Here is a 16,916-nt window from a genome sequence, read left to right as displayed (position 1 = left end):
GCGATACTGCGCCCATGGGAAGCCCGGGAGGCGGCGCCGCGGACCGGCCGCGCCGGATCGCGATCGTCGGCGCCGGACCGTCCGGCATCTACGCCGCCGAGGCGCTGGCCCAGCAGGCCGAGACGCCCGTCGAGGTGACGGTCCTGGACCGACTGCCGACCCCGTTCGGGCTGGTCCGCTACGGCGTCGCCCCCGACCATCCGAGCATCCGCTCGATCCGCAACACCCTGGAACGCACGCTTGACTCCCCGGCGGTCAGCTTCGTCGGCAACGTGGAGATCGGCCGCGACCTGACCATCGACGAGCTGCGCCGCCACGTCGATGCCGTGATCTATGCCTACGGCGCCGCCACCAGTCGGCTGCTGGACATCCCCGGTCATGAACTGCCCGGTGCGATCGGCGCGGCCGATCTGGTGGCCTGGTACTGCGGGCACCCCGACGTGCATCCCGGGGAGGCGTCCGCGACCGATCGGGCGAGCCTGCCCAGCCTCGTGGAGACCACCCGCCGCGCGGTGATCATCGGTGCCGGCAATGTGGCGCTCGACGTCGCCCGGATCCTGATCAAGGACGGGGCGGATCTCACCACCACCGACATGGCCGACCCCGTGCTCGCCTCACTGGCCCGCAAGGATGTCGAGGAGGTGCACCTGGTGCACCGGCGCGGCCCCGGCGAGACCTCGTTCACGACCAAGGAGGTACGCGAGCTCGGCGGCCTGCCCGACGTCGAGATCGCCTTCCATCCCGACCCGCTCGACCTGCCGGCGGTCCTCGATCGGGTACGCGCGTCGGACAAGGTCGCTGCCCGCAATGTCACCGAGTTCCTCGCCTGGCAGGCCAAGCGCCCGGGCGCCGCCCGCAAGCGGGTGCACCTGCACTTCTGGACCGTCCCGGTCGCGCTGCTCGGTTCCGATCGCGTGACGGGGGTACGCCTGGCCACCGCCCCGCCGGGCGGCGTACCCGCCGAGCACGAGGTGGCCGCGGACCTGTTCGTGACCTCGATCGGCTATCTCGGCCAACCGCTGCCGGGCGTACCGTTCGACGACCAGACCGGCCGGGTGCCCCACGTCGACGGGCGGGTGCTGCGCGACGGCGCCTTCTCCCCCGGCGAGTACGTCGCCGGCTGGATCAAGCGCGGGCCCACCGGCGTGATCGGCACCAACAAGCACGACGCCGTGGAGACCGTCGGTGCGCTGCTGCACGACCTCGCCGAGGACGACCCGCCCGCGCCGCCCGATCCCCGCCCGCTGACCGCGCTGCTGGCCGACAAAGGCCTGCACCCGCTGGACATGGCGGCCTGGCACCGGATCGATGCCACGGAGGCCGCGCTCGGCCAGGCCCAGGGCCGCGACCGGGCGACCATCGCCGCCCGCGCCGACCTGATTGCCGCCGCGGACGAGGACGCGCCGCCCGGCTGAGTGGCCCTCGGGGCCGCAATGTGATGGGCTGTGAGCCGGAGCCGAGCACGCTCGACGCCACTGCCGCCCCCGTCCGATCGCGAACCAGGAGCCCCACCGGCCGCCATGACTACCACCATCCAGCACGTCGTCTTTCCCCAGGACAACGACCCGGACATCCTTCCCCTCTATGCCGATCCGGAGACCTGGACCCGCATCGGCCCCCAGGACGTCCGCGTGTCCGCCCTGGCCCACATGGACAACGTGTTGTCGCGGAGCAGCGCGCGGGTGCCGGCCGGGCGACGGGTGTCGTATGCCAGCTACTTCAATGCCTTTCCCGCGGCGTACTGGCAGCGCTGGACCACGATCGACAAGATCACGCTGCGGGTGACGACCTCCGGCGACGGCACCGTGCTGGTCTACCGCTCCAACGCCGCCGGCAACGCCCAACGCGTCGACTCCGCGATGGTCTCCGGCGAGCAGACCTCGGAGTTCGAGCTGGCGGTCACCAACTTCGGCGACGGCGGCTGGTACTGGTTCGAGATCGTCGCGAACGACGACGACGTGATCCTGCGCGGCGGCGAGTGGACCACCGAGCGGGAGCCCCGGGTCGGCGGCAACGTCTCGCTCGGGATGACCACGGTCAACAAGCCCGACTACGCGGTACGCACGCTCGGCACGCTCGCGGCCGAGAAGGATCTGCGGCGCGAGATCGACAAGGTCTACGTCGTCGACCAGGGCACCAAGCTCGTCTCCGACGAGCCCGGCTTCGCCGAGGTCGCTGCCGATCTCGGCGACCAGCTCGGCCTGATCCGCCAGGACAACATCGGCGGTTCCGGCGGCTTCTCCCGCGGGATGGCCGAGACGATCAAGGCCGGCACCAGCGACTTCGTGATGCTGCTCGACGACGATGTCCAGGTCGAGCCGGAGGGCATCTTCCGGGCCCTGCAGTTCGCGCGGTACGCCCGCACGCCGACGATCGTCGGCGGCCACATGTTCGACCTGTTCGACAAGCCGGTGCTGCACGCGTTCGCCGAGGTCGTCGACATGAAGTACTTCTTGTGGCGGCCGCTGTTCGACGAGCAGATTCGGCACGACTTCCGCAAGACCAACCTGCGCCAGACGCCGTGGATGCACGCGCGGATGGACGCCGACTACAACGGCTGGTGGATGTGCCTGATCCCGGTCGAGGTGGTCAAGGACATCGGCTTGTCGCTGCCCGCCTTCATCAAGTGGGACGACTCGGAGTATGGGCTGCGGGCGCGCGAGGCCGGCTACCGCACCGTCTCGCTGCCCGGCGCCGCGCTGTGGCACGTGTCGTGGGTGGACAAGGACGACTCCCAGGACTGGCAGGCGTACTTCCACGCGCGCAACCGGATCGTCGCGGCGCTGCTGCACTCGCCGTTCAAGCACGGCGGGCGGTTGATGTCGAACAGCCGCCGGATCGATCTCAAGCACCTGCTGTCCATGCAGTACTACGCGGTCGCCGCCCGGCATCGGGCGCTGCGCGACATCTTGTCCGGTCCGGCGCACATGCACCCGACCCAGCGCGAGCGGCTGCCGGAGCTGCAGGCCGCGAAGGCCGACTTCCCCGAGACCCGGGTGATCTCGGGCACCGAGGAGGAGATGCCGCACGCCAACCGGGGCAAGAAGATCTATCCGCCGGTGATCGAGCAGCCCCCGCAGGGGCCGAGGCTGTGGGCGTTCGGTGCGCGCGGCACGATCCGGCACCTGCTCACCCGCCCGCGGCCGGAGAACGTCGAGCAGCCCGAGGTGGAGCTGGCGAAGAAGGACGCCGCGTGGTGGCGGGTCCCGTTCTTCGACAGCGCGCTGATCTCCACCGCCGACGGGCGCGGCAAGTCGGTCTACCGGCGCGACCAGGCCGAGTTCCGCAAGATGCTGGCCGAGAGCCTGCGGCTGCACCGGGAGCTGGAGCGGCGCTGGAACGAGCTGGCCGCCGAGTACCAGCGCGCGCTGCCCGAGATCACCTCGCTGGAGGCCTGGGAGCGCAGCTTCGCCGGCGAGTAGGAGCCGGGATTACTCGGCCGGCTGGCCGAAGATCGGGCGCAGCTTGTTGCGATACATCGACAGCGCGGAGCCGATGGCCATGTGCATGTCGAGGTACTTGTAGGTGCCGAGGCGGCCGCCGAACAGCACGTTCGGCTCCCCCTCGGTGAGCTCGCGGTATGCCTCGAGGCCGGCGCGGTCCTTCGGCGTGTTGACCGGGTAGTAGGGCTCGTCGGTGCGCGAGGCGAAGCGGGAGAACTCGCGCATGATCACCGACTTGTCGCTCGGGTAGCGATCGGCGCGCTCGGGGTGGAAGTGCTTGAACTCGTGGATCCGGGTGAACGGCACGTCCGCGTCGGCGTAGTTCATCACCGAGGTGCCCTGGAAGTCGCCGGTCGGCACGACCTCGCGCTCGAAGTCGAGGGTACGCCAGGACAGCTCGCCCTCGGCGTAGTCGAAGTAGCGGTCCACGGGCCCGGTGTAGACGACGGGCACGTTGCCGACGGTGGTCTGCTTGGCGACCTCCTGACCGGCATCGAAGAAGTCGGTGGACAGGCGTACCTCGATGTTCGGGTGATCGGCCATCGCCTCCAGCCACGCCGTGTAGCCGTTGACCGGCAGGCCCTCCCAGGTGTCGTTGAAGTAGCGATTGTCGTAGTTGTAGCGGACCGGCAGCCGGGTGATGATCTCCGCCGGCAGCTCGGTCGGGTCGGTCTGCCACTGCTTGGCGGTGTAGTCGCGGATGAACGCCTCGTACAGCGGGCGGCCGATCAGCGAAATGCCCTTCTCCTCCAGGTTTGCCGCCGTCTTCGAGTCGAACTCGGCCGCCTGTTCGGCGATCAGCGCGCGCGCCTCGTCCGGCGAGTGGGCCGCGGAGAAGAACTGGTTCACTGTGCCGAGGTTGATCGGCAGCGGATACACCACGCCCTTGTGCCGGGTGTAGACGCGGTGGGTGTAGTCGGTGAACGCGGTGAACCGGTTCACGTAGTCCCACACCGTCTCGTTGGAGGTGTGGAACAGGTGGGCGCCGTAGCGGTGGATCTCGATCCCGGTCTCGGGGTCGTCCTCACTGTAGGCATTGCCGCCGATGTGGTCGCGTCGGTCGATCACCAGCACCTTCAGCCCCAGCTCGGCGGCGGCGCGTTCGGCGATCGTCAGCCCGAAGAACCCGGACCCCACCACCACCAGATCGGCATTCATCCTCGTCCACTCCCACTCTTTGTCGGCCAGAACCGCGGCGAGTCTAACCGTGACGCGCCCGCGGGCCCGAACCGGCGGTTTCCGTGTCGGGCGGTCGGTTCGCGTATCGTGGCCGGGGCCGCCGACCGGCGGTGGTGCGGACGCAGGAGGATCTGGCACAGATGAAGATGTCGGTTATTGGGTGCGGGTACCTCGGTGCCGTGCATGCGGCGGCGATGGCATCCCTCGGACACGAGGTCGTCGGGGTGGATGTCGATCCGGCCAAGATCGAGGCGCTGGCAGCCGGCCAGGCGCCGTTCTTCGAGCCCGGACTGCCCGAGCTGCTGACCGAGAACCACGACAGCGGCAAGCTGCGCTTCACCACCGACATCGCCGAGGTCGCCGACTGCGATGTGCACTTCGTCGCGGTCGGTACGCCGCAGCGCCGCGGCGGGCACAGCGCCGACCTGACCTATGTCAATGCGGCCGTGGAGTCGCTGCTGCCCCACCTCAAGCCGGGCGCGCTCGTGGTCGGCAAGTCGACCGTGCCGGTCGGCACCGCCGAGCGGCTGGCCGAGCGGATCGAGCCGACGGGCGCCGAGCTGGCCTGGAATCCCGAGTTCCTGCGGGAGGGTTTCGCAGTCAAGGACACGATCGAGCCCGACCGGATCGTCTACGGCGTCCGCAGCGACCGCGCGCGGCAGATCCTCGACGACGTGTACCGCACCGCGGTGGATGCGGGTACGCCGGTCGTGGTCACCGACTATGCGACCGCCGAGCTGGTGAAGACCGCCGCCAACGCCTTCCTCGCCACCAAGATCAGCTTCATCAACGCGATGGCCGAGATTGCCGAAGTGACCGGCGCCGATGTCACCAAGCTGGCCGACGCGATCGGCCACGACGCCCGGATCGGGCGCAAGTTCCTCAATGCCGGCGTCGGCTTCGGCGGTGGCTGCCTGCCGAAGGACATCCGGGCCTTCCGGGCCCGGGCCGAGGAGCTCGGGCGCGGCGAGTCGCTGGCCTTCCTCAAGGAGATCGACGAGATCAACCTGCGCCGCCGGCAGCGGGTGGTGGACCTGGCGACCGAGCTGTTGGGCGGCTCGGTCTATGAGAAGCGGATCGCGGTGCTCGGCCTTGCGTTCAAGCCGAACAGCGACGACATCCGCGACTCGCCGGCCCTCGACGTCGCCGTGATGCTGAACGGTCTCGGTGCCGAGGTCCTCGCCTTCGATCCCGAGGCTGTGGAGAATGCGCGGCGCGCGCATCCGCAGCTCGTCTATGCCGAGTCCGCCGAGGCGGCGCTGAAGGACGCGCAGGCGGTGGTGCTGGTCACCGAGTGGTCGGAGTTCCGCGAGCTGGACCCGACGGCGACGGCCGGCCTGGTCGCCCAGCGCCTGGTGATCGACGGCCGCAATGTCCTCGATCCGGCCGCCTGGCAGGGCGCCGGCTGGACCTACGCGGGCCTCGGCCGCCCCTGACGCGGGCCGCGGTCACCGAGGAAGGTCCGCAGAACCGCGCGCGCCATCGCGGGCCAGTCATTGTCCCGGGTGAATTCGCGCGTACCGGCGCTCCGCCTCGCGCAATCCTCGGGAGTCATGGTGCGAATCGTGTCGGCCAGCGCCTCGGGATCGTCCACCGGCACGACCCAGCCGGTCGACTCGTCGACCACATCGATCAGGCCGGGCACATCGGTCGCGATCACCGGCGTGCCGTGGTGGTACGCCGAGGCGACGATCCCGCTTCCGGTGGCGGTGCGGTAGGGCAGCACCACGGCATCGGCACGGTCCAGGTAGGCGGCGGCCTCGGAGTCGGTGACGTACTCCAGCCTGAACTCCACCGGTAGGTGACGCACCCGCTCGACGAGCTCGGAGACGTCGTCCCACGACTCCCCCACCACCGAGACCGAGACGCTCGGATCGTCGAGCCGCCGCAGCGCGTCGATCAGCACGTCCAGCCCCTTGTAGGGCCGGATGAATCCGAAGAAGAGCAGCTCGAGGCGCCCGCGGCGGGGCAGGTGTTCGACCACCGGCGGGTAGTAGTCATAGACCGGGTGCGGGCGGCGAAGCACCGTGGCCCCGGGCTTGATCGTGGTCAGTTGTTCCACCTGGTGCGCGGAGTGCACGACGTAGCCGTCCGCGCCGCGGAGCAGCGCATGGCTGGCCCGGCGCTGCAGACCGGGTGCGTCGTGGTCGGCGAGATTGTGCACCAGGTAGACGACGCGGATGCCGCGGCGCCGCAGGATCTGAGTGATCAACGCCCACGCCGGCTGCCAGTAGACGGTCCACCAGTTGATCAACACCAGGTCGGGCCGGGACGCGGCGATCAGGCGGCCGGTGCGGACCCAGCTCAGCGGGTTCAGCGCATGCAGGGTGTAGTGCACGTCCTCGCGGCGCTCCGCCCCCTGATCGACATCGGTGGCGCCGGGATAGAGCCGCTCGGGATACATCTTGGCGAACGACCACACGGTCACATCGGCGACCTCGGCCAGCGCGTCGGACAGGCTCGCGGTGTAGCGGGCGATGCCGCCGCGGTACGGCGCGACCGGCCCGACGATCGCCACCCGCGGCCGGCGCTCCGGGTTCGCGTCGTGGGTCATGGCGAGTCCTCGCCGCGGTCGGAATCACCCGCCCGCCGGGCGGTGCGCGGCCTGGGGTTGAGCCGGGTGATGACCAGTCCGGCAAGGGCGAACAGCAGATCGGACGCGACCAGCAGCAGCCGGCTGACCAGCACCAGCAACAAGATCGCCCCCTCCGGCAGCGCTCCCAGCAGCGCGAGGGTGGTGACGCCCTCCCGGATGCCGACGCCCGCGGGCGCCGGCAGGAAGAGCAGCCCCGCTGCCCAGGCCAGCGCGGAGACGCTGACGGTCATCACCATGTTGCGCGGGGTCGGCGGCAGGCCGAGGTCGCCGGCGAGGAACCACAGTTGCAGACCGGCGCAGATCCAGGCGAGCGCCGCGAGGCCGGTCGCCACGAGCAGCGTCCGGTAGCCCAGCGGGCGCGGCGGCTCCTTGAGCCGGAACACGCGGAAGGCGAGACCGATCACCCGGTTCAGCACCGGCGGGAAGAGACAGAGCAACAGCGGGACGAAGCACCAGACCAGCCAGCCCCAGTCGCGCAACAGCGGGCCGGGGGCGAGCACGAAGGTCAACGATCCGATCGCCAGGGCGACCAGCACGTTGAGCATGGTCGCGATCGCCATCGCCGCGACGGAGGAACGCCGCGGGACCTGCCGGTCCGCCCCCAGCTCGGCGGCGGCGAGATAGTTCCACACCCCGCCCGGGATGTACTTGCCGACCTGCCCCACTCCATACATCGATGCCGCGTCGCCCAGCGGCAGTGGCGAGCCGAGACCGCCGAGGATCACCCGCCAGGCGCACATCGTGAGGAATACGTGCAGCACGGACAGGGCGAGCGCGGCGAGCAGCGGGCCGGGCGCCATCTGCTCGAAGGCGGCGCCGAGCTGGTCGCGGTAGCGGACGATGGCCCAGGCGCCGAGCCCGAAGGCGACGACCAGGAAGCCCACGCGTACCCACGTCGAGCGCAGGACGCCGACCGCCCGGCCGAGCACGGTGCGGCGACCGGGTTCGGGCGCGGGGTCGGCGGGTGCGGTCACGCCGTGGTCCGGCTGCCGGTCGACTCCCCCTGTGCAGGCTGCGCCGCGCCGTCGCGGACCGCCGGGTCCTCGGTGACATATCCCTTGACCGGTCCCGGGCGCGACTCGGCGCCGATGGCGGGCAGCTCGGTCGGCTCCGCCGATACCGCGGCGCCGACCGACGGCAGCGGCTGCTCCGACCAGGTCGGACCGGCGGGCGGGATGACGCGCTCGGGCGCGTACTGGATCTCCTTCAGCCGCTCCAGGGTGTCCTCCAACAGCGTGCGATTGGTCTGCAACATGTCGGAGATCACCAGCAGCGCGACCGAGATCAGGGCGCCCATCAGCATCGCCGAGCCGAAGATCAACGACTGGATGAACTGCCCGTCGCTGCCCATCGCGCGCAGGACGAGGAAGCGGACGAAAGGCACGGCGGCGCCGAGGGCGAAGATCGCGGCGAGGGTGAGGAAGACCACATGGGGGCGAAACATCACATAGCTGCGCATGATCGCCTGCCCGGAGCGGGCCATGTGCTGGAAGATGTTGTTGAACAGCCGCGACTCGCGGGTCTTCGCATTCGTGGTGACCGGCACGCTGGCGATGCGCAGCCGCTTGTTGCCGGCCTGGATGATCGTCTCCATGCAGTAGGAGAACTGGGTGACGATGTTCAGCCGGACCAGCGATTCCGCGGAATACGCCCGAAAGCCGCTCGCCGCATCCGGCAGATCGGTCGTCGCGGCGAAGTTGACCACCTGGCTGCCGAAGCCCTGCATCACCTTCTTGAACGGCGAGAAGTGCTCGATGGTCTTGGTCTGCCGGTCGCCGATGGCGATGTCTGCCTCGCCGCTGATCAGCGGGGCGACCAGGTCGGCGATCCTCGCCTGCGGGTACTGATTGTCGCCGTCGGTGTTCACGACGATGTCGGCGCCGTGCGCCATGGCGTAGTCGACGCCGTCGCGGAAGGAGCGGGCCAGGCCCATGTTCCGTGCGTGGCGGACGAAATGCGTCACCCCGTAGGCCTTCGCCACCTCGATCGTGCGGTCGGTCGATCCGTCGTCGACGATCAGCACGTGGATCTCGTCGATGCCCGGGATCTGCTTCGGGATCGACTCGAGCACGAGCGGCAGCGTCGCTTCCTCGTTGAGGCATGGGATCTGCACGAACAGCCGCATCTGGTCCAGGATTCCTTTCGTCGGGCGAGCCCGCGACGCCGGCGAAGCCGCCCGTCGCGGACGCGCCCTACACCTTAGACGATCGGGCCGCCCGAACCCGCATCACGCGGGCCGATCCGAACGGTGTCGGCCGACTAAGCTCTCGTTCTCGTGACGAGCAGCAAGGCGGATCCGGCCGAACGGACCTGGCGGGTCGTGGCGATCGCGGCGATCTTGGCGGCGCTGGTCGTCAATGTGGCGGTCGCCGCCAGCGCGACCCACCCCTCCTTCCCGTTCGACGAGGTCAGCCCGCTGCAGATGAGTCGCCTGCTCGCCGGGCAGCCGGTCCCGCCGGTCGGCGGCGGCGGCTACTTCCCGGGCTGGTCGGTCGTCCTGGCCCCGATCTGGTGGTTCGGTGTGGACCCTCTCGTCGCGTACCGGATCGCCGTCGCGCTCGGGATCGCACTCGCCATGGCGACCATCGTCCCGCTGTCGCGGATCGCGGTCGCGCTGGGCCTCTCGACGGCGCAGGCGATCACCGTCGCCGCGACCGTCATGATCATGCCGAGCCGCTCCCTGCAGTCGGACAATGTGCTCAGCGAGCAACTGCTGTTCTTCCTCGTCGCGTGCACCTTCTGGGCGGCCTGGCGACTGTGGGACGCGCCGTCGGCCGCCCGGGCGGTGATCTTCGGGGTGCTGCTCGCCGCGGTCCAGTTCACCCATGTCCGGATGGCCCCGATGACGGCCGCCGCCGGGCTGTGGCTGGTGCTGTTGTGGTTGCGTGACCGACGCGCCGCCGTGATCGGGCTGCTCACCGCCGTGCCGCTGTGTGCGCTGGCCTACTGGGGTGGCGTGCGCCTGAACCTGCTGCTGGTCGGCGGTTTCGGCCAGGACGAGCGCGCCCTCGGCGAACTCGCACTGACCCGCCCGTCGCTGGTGCTGCGAGCCGGACTGGGCCAGACCTGGGAGCAGGTGGTCGGCAGCCTCGGGCTGGTTCTGGTCGGCGTGGTCGTGCTGGTGGGCATGGTGGTCCGGCAGTTGCGGGCGCGCCGGGTCGGCCCCGCGGGACTGGTGCTCGGCGCGACGACGGCGATGTTCTTGTTGTCGGTCCTGTCCTGGAGCCGCGACTCACAGCTCTTCTCCGACGGCTGGCGCCGGCTGGACGTGTGGATCTACGGCCGCTACGTGGAGCCGCTGACCGCGGTGGTGGTCACCATCGGCCTCGCCCTCGTCGTCCGCGGGCTGCGGCGGCGTACCGCCTGGCTGGCCCTCGGCGCGGCGCTGGCGCTGTTCGCGCCCGTCCTGCTGTGGCTGGCACCGCAGGCACCGACCTGGGCGTACGCGACCCCGGCGCACCTGGCCGGGGTGATGCCTTGGTGGTGGGCGCTGCCGACCGAGCGGTTCGCCGAGGGCGCGTGGATCGTGCCGACGCTGACGAACGAGAACCGGTTCTGGCTGATCGCCTCGGTGTGCACGGTGGCGATGCTCGTCCTGATCATCGTGCTGCGCCGACAGGCCCTGCTGCTCGCGGTGCTGTTCGCGGTCGTCTTCGGCGCCGGGAGCCTGGTCGGCAATGTCCGCAGCGACGAGTTCCAGCGGGCCAACGGATCGCCGGGGCCCGTCGTCGAGGCGGTCACGGGCATCCGGGCGAGCCATCCCGGGCTCCGGATCGGCTATGACCGCGAGTGCCAGCGATCCGGGTTCAACACCGACTCCGGGCTCAACTACTACGCCTACTACCTCCTGCCGACGGTCCTGACCGCGACGAGCTCCCCCGGCGTCCAGCAACCCGACGTCATCCTCGGCTGCGCCGATTGGCCAGCCGGCGAGGCAGCCGGTGCCCGGCGCTATCGCGACGTGAAGAGCCGCGACAGCGTGATCTGGGTGCTGCCCGGACCCGTCCAGGACGAACTCGCGGCACAGGGTCGGTTGAGCTGATCGAGCGGGCGAGACCGGTAGGATCTCGTGCTCGTGGATGCTTGGCGCCAGGATGAGCGATGACCGCGACGCGGGTGAGTGACGCGTTGCCGTCGTGGGTGGTGGAGGCGAGTTCGTCGGAGCGTGACGGCGGCCGCGTCTGGACCGCCGTCGCCGCCGCTGCCGTGATCGTCGCGCTCGTGGTGAATGTGGTGGTCGCCTGGAGTGCGGTCGCGCCGTCGTTTCCGTTCGACGAGGTCTCCCCCCTGCAGATGAGCCGGATGCTGGCCGGGCTGGAGGTGCCGGCCGTCCGGGGCGCGGGCTACAACCCGGGCTGGTCGGTCGTGTTGGCGCCGGTGTGGTGGTTCACCTCGGACCCCGGGGTGATGTACCGGGTCGCGATCTGGATCGGGGTCGCCGTCGCGATGATCACCATCTGGCCGCTCAGCCGCTTCGTGGCCGAGCTGGGCCTGTCGGTGACGCAGTCGGTGACGGTGGCCGCGGTGGTGATGACGATGCCGAGCCGCGCGCTGCAGTCGGACTACGCGCTGAGCGAGAAGTTGTTGTTCCTGCTGGTCGTGTGCAGCTTCCTCGTGGCCTGGCGGCTGTGGGAGCGGCCCTCCTGGTGGCGTGCCGTGCTGTTCTCGGTGCTGATCGCCGCCGTGCTGTTCACCCATGTCCGGATGGCTCCCCTGGTCGCTGCCGCGGTGATCTGGTTGGCCCTGTTCGCCCTGCGCAACTGGCGGGTCGCCCTGGTCGGGCTGGCATCGCTGATCCCGCTGGCCGGCTTCGCCTACTGGGCCGGTAGCCAGCTCAACGTCATCCTGCTCGGCGGCTTCGGCCAGGCCCAGGAGGCGTTCATCGGTCTGTTCGACAGCCGCCCGTCGCTGTTCGCCCGGGTCGCGCTCGGCCAGGCCTGGAACCAGACCGTCGGATCGCTGGGCATGATCGCGGTCGGCGTCGTGGCACTGGCGATCATGACCTGGCGGGAGCTGCGCCGGTTCCGGGTCGGCCGGGCCGGCTGGCTGTTGGCCGGCACGCTCGCGATGTTCCTGCTCTCGGTGATGTCGTGGGCGAACGAGTGGGACCTCTACTTCACCAACTGGCGGCGGTTGGATGCCTGGATCTATGGCCGCTACATCGAGCCCGTCACCGCACTCGTGGTCGCGGTCGGCCTGGCGGTGGTGGTACGCGGGCTGCGCCTGCGTCCCGGCCTGGTGGCCCTGGCCCTGACCGGGTTGTTGGTGGCGCCCGTGGTGCTGTGGGTCGCGCCGACGGCACCGACCTGGGGCTACGTCACGCCGGCGCACATCGCGGGCGTGCTCCCGTGGTACCAGACGCTGCCCGGTCAGGAGTTCCCCGAGTTCGCCTGGGTCCTGCCGACGCTGACCAATGAGAACCGGTTCTGGCTGATCGCCTCGTTGTCCGCGCTCGTCGTGCTCGCGGTCGTCGTCATCCTTCGCCGACGCCCGGTGCTGGTCGCGGGACTGCTCGGCGTGCTGTTCGCGGCAGGCTCGCTGGTCGCCAATGTCAGAAGCGACCAGTTCCAGCGTCAGGAGGGCTAAGTCGGTCAGGTCGTCGCCGCCATCGACGCCATCGAGGCCAGGTACGGGCCGGTACGCATCGGCTACGACCGCGGCTGCTGGCGCCCCGGGTTCAACACCGCCGTCGGGCAGAACTACAACGGCTTCTGGCTGCTGCCCACGGTGATCAGCGAGGTCGACCGGCTGCGGCAGACCCCCGAGCAGATGAACGTCGATCTGATCATCAGTTGCGATGACGGATGGATCACCGGGCGCGACGCGGGAGCACTGCGCTACAACGCGGCCAGCACGCGATGGAGCGTGATCTGGGTGATGCCCGGGCCGGTCCAGGACGGCCTGGCCCGCGAACGTCTGGTGGACTGACCCGGGCCCCGCCCGCTACTCCCGGCCGAGCATCACGTCGAGCGCCTCGTCGGTGGGCCCGTCGAAGACGCGCTGGCCGTGCTTGATCACGATCCCGCGCTGGGTCAGCTCACGGACCATGTCCTCGTCGTGGCTGACGATCACCATCGTCTTGCCCTGCGCAGCCAGCTCCTTGATCTTGGCCCGGCACTTCTCCTGGAACGGGGCATCGCCGACGGACAAGATCTCGTCGACCAGCAAGACATCGAGCTCGGTGTGGATGGCGACCGAGAACGCCAGGCGCATGAACATGCCCGAGGAGTAGTGCTTGACCTCCTGGTCGATGAACTCCTCGATCTCGCTGAAGGCGACGATGTCATCGAAGCGCGCGTCGATCTCGTCCTTCTGCATCCCGAGGATGGCGGCATTGAGATAGACATTCTCCCGGCCGGACAGGTCGGGGTGGAAGCCTGCGCCGACCTCGATCAGACCGGCCAGGCGACCGCGTACCAGCACCTTGCCGCGATCCGGTTCCAACACACCGGAGATCATCTTCAGCATGGTCGACTTGCCCGACCCGTTGAAGCCGAGCAGGGCGACCGACTCCCCCTCGTTGATCGTGAAGGAGACGTCGTCCAGAGCGGTGAACGTGTTCGCACGGACCTGTTTGCCCTTGATCCACTCGACGAAGGTCTCCTTCAGCGAGTGGGTCCGCCGCATCGAGAATTCCTTGGTCACCCCGGTGACGATGATCGACGGCTTGGCGGTCGCCGGCGGCACGGGAAGGTCCTCGGTCGAAGTCATCGCGTGCGCTCAGAGCTCCTGGGCGAAGCGGCGTTCGAGGCGGCGGAAGGCAAACTGCCCGCCCACCAGGATCACCGCGCAGATCGCGACGGCGATGGCCGAGTGCTCCCACAGCGCGGGCATCGGCATCAGTCGATCCGGGCGCGGATCGCCGCTGGTGGTCAGGAACCAGGTCGCCTTGTGCATCAGCTCGACCGCGACGGTCAGCGGGTTGAGCTGGTAGACGGCGAACAGCCACGCCGGCACGGCGTCGCGGACCAAGGTCCAGGGATAGAGCACCGGCGCGGACCAGGTCGCGAACATCAAGATCAGCTCGACGAAGTTGGAGGCGTCGCGGAAGGCCACGTTGACCGAGCCGAAGAACAGGCCCAGGCCGAGCGCCAGGGCGGCCGTGATCAGCAGCGAGAGAACGAAGGCGACGACCGCCCCGAGCGTCGGCACCCAGCCGAGCAGCAGGCAGACGATCAGCAGGATCGCCGCCTGCGGTAGGAAGTGCACGAAGGCAACGATCACCGCCGCGATCGGAAACAGCTCGCGGGGCAGGTAGATCTTCTTCACCAGCGGTGCATTGTCGATGATCGAGTTGGTGGCGTTGTTCAGCGCCTCGGTGAAGAAGTTGATCACGATGATGCCGGAGAACAGGTAGACGGCGAAGTTGTGGATGTTCTCGCCGAGGCGCAGGAATACACCCATCACCAGATAGAACACGGCGAACTGGGCCGCCGGCTTCACATAGGACCAGGTCCAGCCGAGGACGGAATTGCGGTAGCGGGTCTGGGTGCCCTTGCGCACCAGCAGGCGTAGCAGGTAGCGCCACTCGAACACGTCGAGGATGCCGCGTCCGCGGCCGGGTGAGTGGAACTCACTCAGATCGGTTGCGGTCACATCGCTCCGGTAGGTGTCGGTCACTGGTCGGTCTCGCGGTCGTGCATCGGGCATTCATAGTACGCAGCCACGCACCCTGCAACGCGAATCGGCGCGCGCGGGCGCCGGCCTCAGCGTGGCGCGGTCAGGGGTCGGGCGAAGCGCCGCTGGTAGAGGGCGCGGCGCACGCGTACCGGCACGAAACGGTATCCGCCGCGGACGATGACGTTGCGCAGGAACTGCAGCGGCGAAACGAACCCCGAACGCAGGAACTCCTGCTGCAATCGCAGCTCGCTGACGAACAGCCGCCACCCGCCGCGCCGGTTGTAGGAGCCCTTGTCCGTGCGGTACATCACCAGCGGCTCGGGCACGTTCGCCACCCGCGCCCCGGCGGCGATCATCCGCGCGAACAGCCAGTAGTCCTCCATCAGCGGCAGCTCGCGGTAGCCGCCGGCGCGGGCCACCACGGCGCGCCGGTAGACCACGGTCGGGTGGTTGAACGGATCGTGGAAGGTGGCGAACCGCGCGATCTCGCGCTCCCCCGTCGGCGGGGTACGCACGGCGGTCACCTCCTCTCCGCCGGTGAACTCGAACATCCCGGTTCCGACCAGGTCGGCGCCGTCCTCGATCAGGGGGAGCTGGCGGGCGAACCGCTCGGGCAGCGCGATGTCGTCGGCATCCATCCGGGCGACGACGTCGTTGCGGCAGGCGGCCAGCCCCTCGGTGAGCGCTCCCGAGAGCCCGATATTGGTGCCGATGGACACGTGCACGAGCCGGACAGGGCAGTCCCCCCGGGCGTGCTCGATCGCGGCAGCCAGCTCGACCGACACCGGCCCGTCCTGCACCAACACCACCTCGTCGGGGGCGCGCTGCTGTTCGGTGGTCACGCTGCGCAGGGCGCGGCGGAAGTGGTCGGGGCGGTCGCCGGCATAGACCGGCAACAACACGGAGAACGGTTCGACGCTCACGGGCGGCCCCCCAGCGCGCGCTGCCCGACCACCAGCGGTGCGGGCAGGTCGGCGAGCACGTCGGCATTGTGCCGCGGGCCACGGGCCAGCCCGTCCCGCAGGCCGCGGACGAGTCCGTCGGCCAGCACCCGTCGCCGACGCGAGCGCGCGATCGTCCTGGCCCACCGCCGCAGCGTGGACCCGGCATAGAGCAGCCGCTCCAGCGGCCCGAGCGAGCGGCCGCGCCCGAGCAGCCAGACCTTGTTGCGTACCTCCAGATAGAACCGCGGGCCGGGATCGGCGTCGGTACCGCCGAACACCTTGGTCTTGTGCGTGACGGTGCTCCCCCGCACCAGATAGCCGCGGCCGTGACGCAGCAGCCGGGTAGTGAACTCGAAGTCGTCGTTCCACAAGAAGTAGTCGGCGATCGGCAGCCCGGCGCGGCGCACCGCCGAGGCGCGGACCAGGGTGGAGACGAACGAGGCCGAGCGGACCGGATACGCGCCGACGCGCTCGGCGTCCCCGCGATCCGCGGCGTCCGCGAACGGCCGCACCCGGGGCATGTTCATCGGGTGGTCGCGGCCGTCGGTCCAGACCACCCGCGAGGCGAGCAGCTCCGGCTCTGCCAAACGATCCGCCGCGTCGAGCAGCGCGCCCAGGGCGCCCGGCCCCGGCACGGTGTCGTCGTCCATCAGCCAGACCCAGTCCGCCCCCTGCCCGGCCAGCAGCGCGCGTTCGACACCGACGGCGAACCCGCCCGCCCCGCCCGTATTGCGCGGCAGGGTGGTCAACTCGACGGCGGGAAACCGCTCGGAGACGAGCTCGCTGGTGCCGTCGGTCGAACCGTTGTCGACGACGACGATCCGGTCGGGGACCCGCTCCTGGGCCAGTAGCGCCGTGAGGGTCTCGGTCAGCAGCTCGCGCCGGTTGTACGCGACCACGACGGCCGCGACGGACTTGCGCTGCATGCATCTCCCTGGAGGTCGCTCGGCGGGCCACGGTTCGCCCGCGCGGGAACGCTACCCGACGAGGCTGTGCGCCGCATGAGCGAACGCGGCCACGCGCCGACCAGAATCGTGGCTGCTGCGTGTTAGCGTCGGCGTCGCGTTGTGCCCGGGACGGGCGGGCGCGAAGCTTCCCGAAAGGCCGATCCGACCGATGTCAGACCGATCCCCC

Annotated in this window: 13 protein-coding genes and 1 pseudogene; 6 read left to right on the top strand and 8 right to left on the bottom strand. The window is 69.9% G+C overall.

The genetic code is table 11. The features are described 5' to 3' along the window. Window positions 1-14: 14 nt before the first annotated feature. Entirely contained in the window at window positions 15-1,415 is a 1,401-nt protein-coding gene (locus ACXDC7_RS11035) for an FAD-dependent oxidoreductase (RefSeq protein WP_459222167.1), read from the top strand. A gap of 105 nt (window positions 1,416-1,520) precedes the next feature. After that, complete coding sequence (locus ACXDC7_RS11030) at window positions 1,521-3,422, top strand: glycosyltransferase (RefSeq protein ID WP_459222166.1); 1,902 nt, start codon at window positions 1,521-1,523, stop codon at window positions 3,420-3,422. Between the two features lie 9 nt (window positions 3,423-3,431). Here ACXDC7_RS11030 and glf read toward each other — a convergent pair whose 3' ends face one another. Further along, a complete protein-coding gene (glf, locus tag ACXDC7_RS11025; protein ID WP_179446324.1) occupies window positions 3,432-4,601 on the bottom strand; it encodes a UDP-galactopyranose mutase in 1,170 nt (389 codons plus the stop codon). 161 nt (window positions 4,602-4,762) lie between these two features. Here glf and ACXDC7_RS11020 point away from each other — a divergent pair, with 161 nt between their 5' ends. Further along, complete coding sequence (locus ACXDC7_RS11020) at window positions 4,763-6,058, top strand: UDP-glucose dehydrogenase family protein (protein ID WP_459222165.1); 1,296 nt, start codon at window positions 4,763-4,765, stop codon at window positions 6,056-6,058. Here ACXDC7_RS11020 and ACXDC7_RS11015 read toward each other — a convergent pair. The 3 genes from ACXDC7_RS11015 to ACXDC7_RS11005 are packed head-to-tail and all read right to left on the bottom strand — an operon-like array spanning window position 6,034 to window position 9,343. After that, entirely contained in the window at window positions 6,034-7,176 is a 1,143-nt protein-coding gene (locus tag ACXDC7_RS11015; RefSeq protein ID WP_459222164.1) for a glycosyltransferase, read from the bottom strand. The genes ACXDC7_RS11020 and ACXDC7_RS11015 overlap by 25 nt on opposite strands. Continuing rightward, window positions 7,173-8,192: a lysylphosphatidylglycerol synthase transmembrane domain-containing protein gene (locus ACXDC7_RS11010; protein ID WP_459222163.1), complete on the bottom strand. Its 1,020-nt coding sequence runs from the start codon at window positions 8,190-8,192 to the stop codon at window positions 7,173-7,175. The genes ACXDC7_RS11015 and ACXDC7_RS11010 overlap by 4 nt, the downstream gene beginning before the upstream one ends. Further along, window positions 8,189-9,343 (bottom strand): glycosyltransferase family 2 protein, encoded by a 1,155-nt coding sequence (locus tag ACXDC7_RS11005; protein ID WP_459222162.1) that lies wholly within the window; start codon window positions 9,341-9,343, stop codon window positions 8,189-8,191. Before ACXDC7_RS11005 ends, ACXDC7_RS11010 begins: the two co-directional genes overlap by 4 nt. Before the next feature lie 150 nt (window positions 9,344-9,493). Between ACXDC7_RS11005 and ACXDC7_RS11000 the strand changes: the two genes are divergently transcribed. From ACXDC7_RS11000 to ACXDC7_RS10990, 3 genes are all read left to right on the top strand, one after another. Further along, complete coding sequence (locus tag ACXDC7_RS11000; RefSeq protein WP_459222161.1) at window positions 9,494-11,260, top strand: hypothetical protein; 1,767 nt, start codon at window positions 9,494-9,496, stop codon at window positions 11,258-11,260. Between the two features lie 59 nt (window positions 11,261-11,319). Continuing rightward, entirely contained in the window at window positions 11,320-12,804 is a 1,485-nt protein-coding gene (locus ACXDC7_RS10995; RefSeq protein WP_459222160.1) for a hypothetical protein, read from the top strand. Window positions 12,805-12,945: 141 nt separating this feature from the next. After that, window positions 12,946-13,146 (top strand): hypothetical protein, encoded by a 201-nt coding sequence (locus ACXDC7_RS10990; protein WP_459222159.1) that lies wholly within the window; start codon window positions 12,946-12,948, stop codon window positions 13,144-13,146. A gap of 15 nt (window positions 13,147-13,161) precedes the next feature. On the opposite strand, the pseudogene ACXDC7_RS10985 reads toward ACXDC7_RS10990, so the two are convergent. The 4 genes and pseudogenes from ACXDC7_RS10985 to ACXDC7_RS10970 all read right to left on the bottom strand — a co-directional run. Next, window positions 13,162-13,758: pseudogene (locus tag ACXDC7_RS10985) on the bottom strand (ABC transporter ATP-binding protein); the annotation flags it as partial. A 180-nt stretch (window positions 13,759-13,938) separates the two neighbouring features. Further along, window positions 13,939-14,814: an ABC transporter permease gene (locus tag ACXDC7_RS10980; RefSeq protein WP_459222158.1), complete on the bottom strand. Its 876-nt coding sequence runs from the start codon at window positions 14,812-14,814 to the stop codon at window positions 13,939-13,941. Window positions 14,815-14,924: 110 nt separating this feature from the next. Next, window positions 14,925-15,761 carry a glycosyltransferase gene (locus ACXDC7_RS10975; RefSeq protein WP_459222157.1) on the bottom strand — a complete coding sequence of 279 codons (837 nt, stop codon included), beginning with the start codon at window positions 15,759-15,761 and terminating at the stop codon, window positions 14,925-14,927. Continuing rightward, a complete protein-coding gene (locus tag ACXDC7_RS10970) occupies window positions 15,758-16,708 on the bottom strand; it encodes a glycosyltransferase (RefSeq protein WP_459222156.1) in 951 nt (316 codons plus the stop codon). Before ACXDC7_RS10970 ends, ACXDC7_RS10975 begins: the two co-directional genes overlap by 4 nt. Window positions 16,709-16,916 lie beyond the last annotated feature (208 nt).

This window comes from Naumannella huperziae (assembly GCF_054073625.1).
The sequence above is the reverse complement of the archived record's forward strand: the minus strand, read 5'-3'. Positions and strand labels throughout refer to the sequence as shown.